This is a genomic window from Campylobacter sp. BCW_6461, assembly GCF_001762735.1.
GTDB classification, from domain to species: domain Bacteria; phylum Campylobacterota; class Campylobacteria; order Campylobacterales; family Campylobacteraceae; genus Campylobacter_D; species Campylobacter_D jejuni.
On record NZ_MJXJ01000014.1, the window covers coordinates 1 to 551 of the forward strand.

The 551-nt window shown below is 29.8% G+C and carries 1 pseudogene; it reads right to left on the bottom strand.

Going from position 1 to position 551, the window contains the following annotated elements:
- A pseudogene (locus tag AJ882_RS02985) lies at positions 1-551 on the bottom strand (highly acidic protein); the annotation flags it as partial.

The window sequence follows — 551 nt, forward strand, 5'->3', positions numbered from 1 at the left end:
TTCTAAATCTTCATCATTTTTATCATCTAGCTCATCTAAACTAGGCTCAGTATCCAAAGCTGTATGTTCTTGGCTTAAGTCTTCTTTTTCGCTTTCACTATCTTCTAAAGTTAAATCTAAATCAGTTTGAGTGTCTTCTTGAGTCTGTTCTTTAATTGTTTCTTGTTCTAAATTGTCATGTTCTAAATTTTGAGTTTCTAAAGTTTTGTTTGCATTATCATCTTGAGATTCGCTAAGCTCTTCTTGCATTTCTAATGTATTTGTTTTAGAATCGTCTAATAATTCTTGCTTTTCTATTTCTTCATTTTTATCATCTTCTTTGATTTCTAAATCTTCATCATTTTTATCATCTAGCTCATCTAAACTAGGCTCAGTATCCAAAGCTGTATGTTCTTGGCTTAAGTCTTCTTTTTCGCTTTCACTATCTTCTAAAGTTAAATCTAAATCAGTTTGAGTGTCTTCTTGAGTCTGTTCTTTAATTGTTTCTTGTTCTAAATTGTCATGTTCTAAATTTTGAGTTTCTAAAGTTTTGTTTGCATTATCATCTTGAG